The following is a 4,189-nucleotide window of genomic DNA, read 5'->3' as shown; positions in this document are numbered from 1 at the left end:
TGCTGCTACACGAGTAGTATTAAATACTCCTTTTACATTTAGATCCATGACTTTATCAAAAGTCTCCTCTGTATAATCCATAAATGAGGTGCTTTCTGAAATCCCTGCATTATTTACCAGTATGTCGACACATCCATATTTTTCAGTTGCCTCTTTAAAAGCCTTTCTGACAGACTCCATGCTTGCCAGATTCGGACTAATTCCAGCAACTATTGCATTGGGATATTTTTCTTTTAATTTATCTACAGCAACATCTGCCGATTCCTGTGAACTTGCTGCCAACACAACTGAAGCACCTTCCTTCAAGAATTTATCAGCTGTAGCAAATCCTATACCACGGCTTCCACCCGTAATGATTGCAACTTTATCTTTTAATCTCATTTAGACTACCTCCTTACTTAGTTTCTAGCTACATTATAAGCAAAAGGTAGATTATTTTCTGTGATATCATCACAAAATATCGCAATAAAAAACCCTGTTGCTCACGCACCAGGGTTTTGGTTTATCCATCCGTATTTAACACAAGATTAGGCTTCTATTCAACTTCTGAAAACTGATCTTTTCCAACATTACATAATGGGCATTCAAAATCTTCCGGAACATCCTCCCACTTTGTTCCTGGTGCAATACCACCTTCAGGATAACCTTCCTCTTCATCATATTCCCATCCGCAAACGTCACATACATATTTCATTAGTTTGTTCCTCCTTATAAATATATTAATACACAGCATATATTACTGTTGTATTTGTGTTGTTCTGTAACCTTAATATATATAAATGCTTTTAGCATTTCCATAATCCATGCAGGTTACAATAAGCATATACTTCTTCTACCTGTTCACCATCGCAAAGACAAAAATCTGCTACCGGCTCCTGCCCTGGATTTAACTGTTTTCTGTATATTCCCTGGTTTGTATTTAATGTAATCCACTCAATGAAATGCTCTTCAAGCATTGGATGTTTTGTCTCTCCGACCACGACATGAACATGACTGCCTTCTATCGTATATACAGGTACATGCTTCTCGACAGCAGCATCTGTCACTCCGGCTTTTAATTCCTGCATAGGTTCTCCGCAACAAATTACAGGTACACCCTTATCCTTTACCTTTTCAACAATGTTTCCACAATGCTTACAAATATAATACCTTACTTCCATGCCTTTTTCTCCTTCCATGTGTAAAATTTATAATTCAATTGTCTCCATAATCTTTTTCAATGAATCTGCAGATTCCTTAAGCTTTAACGCATGATACCTGCAAAATTTCTCTTTGCTATTTCAGGAATGATTGACTTAAATATTGCTACATTTTTATTTACGAGATCAAGCCTTGTCTCTCCCGGTTTCTGTCCCGCTCCGGCAGATATGACAACAATTGCAGCATCAGCTACATCATCATAATCTCCGGCATATATTTTCATCGGACTCGCAAATGGAATACCATGACTGATATCCATCGCTTCTCCTTCTGCCTTGTTCTTATCTGCATCGATAAGGACAATCTCTGTAAACAAGCCACTCTGCATCAGCGCAAATACCGATGCAGAACCAACAAAGCCACAGCCTATCATTACCGCTTTTTTGAATTAATCACTTTCTTCTTCGTAATAATCTCATCTCCTTAATAATTCTCTTCATGTACTTCAAAATAGCTCTGTGGATGATTACATACCGGACATACTTCAGGCGCCTTAGTTCCTACCACAATATGTCCGCAGTTACGGCATTCCCATACCTTAACTTCGCTCTTTTCAAATACCTGTGAAGTTTCAATATTCTTAAGAAGTGCACGATATCTTTCCTCATGGTGCTTCTCAATCTCACCTACTGCCCTGAATTTTGCTGCAAGCTCAGGGAATCCTTCTTCCTCAGCTGTTTTAGCAAAGCCATCATACATATCTGTCCACTCATAATTTTCGCCTTCTGCCGCTGCCGCCAGGTTTTCCTTTGTATCACCAATTCCTGCTAATTCCTTGAACCACATCTTTGCATGTTCTTTCTCATTATCTGCAGTCTTTAAAAACAATGCTGACATCTGCTCGTAACCTTCCTTTTTCGCTACAGAAGCAAAATAGGTATACTTATTTCTTGCCTGTGATTCCCCTGCAAATGCCTCCTGTAAATTCTTCTCTGTCTGTGTTCCTGCATATTTGTTTGCTGCCATCTCTTTTACCTCCGTTTTCTTTACTACTTTTTCAAAATCTGATGCCGGGTGCTTGCACAAAGGACATATAAAGTCATCTGGTAATTCCTCGCCTACATATTCATATCCGCAAATTCTGCAACGCCATATTGTCTGACTGTCCTCTGTTTTTCCAACCTCCTGTGGCTTAGGCTTAATATTATTCTGATAATAATCATATGTTACTGAAGGAACATTGCTTAAAACTTCCATATCGGTTATCTCACCGATAAACATCGTATGTGAACCCAAGTCCTCTGTTTTAGTAACTGTCACAGAAATGTATGCATTTGTACCTTCTGTAATATAATAAATACCATTTGTGCCCCTGGCACACTGCTCAAATGCTTCAAACTTATTGGTATCTCTTCCTGATTGGAAGCCAAAATGTTTGAACAATTCAAATTGTGCCTTCTGACTTAAGACTGATACAGTAAATTTTCCGGTTCTTTGAATCATATCATGCGTATAATTTGCCTTATTTACACAGATACTTAACTGGTTTGGTTCCGATGCTGCCTGAATGGCTGTATTAATGATGCATCCGTTATCTTTTTCTGCTTCTTTAGCGGTCAATATAAACAGTCCATAACTCAACTTATACATTGCTTTCCTATCCATGCTGTTCCTCCTTTACCTTCTCCCTGCATTTCGGGCAAATGCCTTTAAATGAAATATCATAATCCACAAATTCAATTCCATGAGTGTTATGAATTCTTTCCAGCAAATCCGGTATTTGATCCATATCCACATCAAAAATTTCACCGCACTTTATACATCTTACATGGTAATGATTTTTCAATATAAAATCAAATCGGTTCTGTCCATCCGGAACTTCAACCTTTTTTAATGCACCTTCCTCTACCAATATATCAAGATTTCTATATACAGTTCCTTTTCCAATTGTTGGATATGCTTCTTTTATAAATTCATACACTTCATTTGCCGTAACGTGTCTTCTCATTTCGTATACGGCATTTCTTACAAGATCTTTTTGAATGGTATTTCTCCTACTTGTCATTCGTCCTCCTTATTAGGATTAGTTCTTAATAAGGATTATATACCACTATTATCCTGTTGTCAATAAAAATAGTAATAATTCTCATTATTATAAAAGCTGTCAAACTGAGCATCTTTTACCTGAATAACTATTTTATTTTGCGTTCAAATACATATTCTGAATCTGAAGATAAATCAGACCTAAACGAATATCCGAGTCTGTCAAATTTCTGAATCTCCACCGGATTTTCAATATTATTTTCTGCTATGAATCTGACCATTTCACCACGAGCCATCTTGGCATAGGTACCTTTTGTTACCAATTTATCTCCGGATAACTCACAAAATACAATCGTAATATATCTGTCCTGTGGTGTCAGATACTTTTCTATACATTTTGAGTATTCTTTTGATGCAAGATTAATGATAATCCTACTGTCATCGATTACTGAGCGGTATAACAATTCTCCCCAGTACTCATACAGATTTTTTGCATCTCCAATTCCAACCTTTGCCTGCATTTCAAGACGATAAGGAGTCACACCATCCATTGGTTTTAAAATGCCATAAAACGCAGACAAGATTCTTAAATGATTTTGCAAATACTCAAACTGCTGGATTTCAAACACAGATGGTGCCATATATTGAAATGCAATCCCTTCATATGCTAAAACAGCCGGAGTAAGCCTGTTATAAAGATCCATATTTTCCAATCTGTTAAAGTTCTGCTCTGCAATCTTGTCATTACATTTCCAGATAGCTTTCAGTTCTTCTTTTGATTTGCTTTTCATCCAGTTTAATACTTCTGCTGTCTTATCAATATAGACAGGCAGTTCAACCGGTGCTAAGTTATCGGTATCTACAATCATCTTTTTTGCAGGTGATAAAATAATCTTCATTATGCCAATTCCTTAAGCATATTTTCAGGATCATCTGCCGCCTTGACTTTATCATTTGCCTTTATAATGATTCCCTGCTCATCAATAAGATATGTAGTTCTTACTAC

6 protein-coding genes and 3 pseudogenes are annotated in these 4,189 nt (G+C 36.9%); all 9 read right to left on the bottom strand.

Annotation, left to right across the window (positions count from 1 at the left end):
- Positions 1 to 381, bottom strand: a 381-nt coding sequence (locus tag ACTNES_RS19715) for an SDR family NAD(P)-dependent oxidoreductase (RefSeq protein ID WP_441040468.1), incomplete at its 3' end; no start/stop codon positions are given.
- 154 nt (positions 382 to 535) lie between these two features.
- Positions 536 to 694: a rubredoxin gene (locus ACTNES_RS19710; RefSeq protein WP_005339874.1), complete on the bottom strand. Its 159-nt coding sequence runs from the start codon at positions 692 to 694 to the stop codon at positions 536 to 538.
- 91 nt (positions 695 to 785) lie between these two features.
- Complete coding sequence (locus ACTNES_RS19705) at positions 786 to 1,160, bottom strand: desulfoferrodoxin family protein (RefSeq protein WP_023920586.1); 375 nt, start codon at positions 1,158 to 1,160, stop codon at positions 786 to 788.
- 89 nt (positions 1,161 to 1,249) lie between these two features.
- Positions 1,250 to 1,611, bottom strand: a pseudogene (locus ACTNES_RS19700) (lactate/malate family dehydrogenase); the annotation flags it as partial.
- 12 nt (positions 1,612 to 1,623) lie between these two features.
- A complete protein-coding gene (gene rbr, locus ACTNES_RS19695) occupies positions 1,624 to 2,166 on the bottom strand; it encodes a rubrerythrin (protein ID WP_215718975.1) in 543 nt (180 codons plus the stop codon).
- Between the two features lie 18 nt (positions 2,167 to 2,184).
- Positions 2,185 to 2,805: pseudogene (locus ACTNES_RS19690) on the bottom strand (flavin reductase); the annotation flags it as partial.
- Positions 2,798 to 3,205: a Fur family transcriptional regulator gene (locus ACTNES_RS19685; RefSeq protein ID WP_441040467.1), complete on the bottom strand. Its 408-nt coding sequence runs from the start codon at positions 3,203 to 3,205 to the stop codon at positions 2,798 to 2,800. The pseudogene ACTNES_RS19690 and the gene ACTNES_RS19685, both read right to left, overlap by 8 nt.
- 127 nt (positions 3,206 to 3,332) lie before the next feature.
- Positions 3,333 to 4,082 carry a peroxide stress protein YaaA gene (gene yaaA / locus ACTNES_RS19680; protein ID WP_024854728.1) on the bottom strand — a complete coding sequence of 250 codons (750 nt, stop codon included), beginning with the start codon at positions 4,080 to 4,082 and terminating at the stop codon, positions 3,333 to 3,335.
- Positions 4,082 to 4,189: pseudogene (locus tag ACTNES_RS19675) on the bottom strand (peroxiredoxin); the annotation flags it as partial. The gene yaaA and the pseudogene ACTNES_RS19675, both read right to left, overlap by 1 nt.

This window comes from Blautia sp. HCP3S3_D9 (genome assembly GCF_052063845.1).
Taxonomy (GTDB): domain Bacteria; phylum Bacillota; class Clostridia; order Lachnospirales; family Lachnospiraceae; genus Blautia_A.
This window is presented reverse-complemented; position numbering and strand designations above follow the sequence as displayed.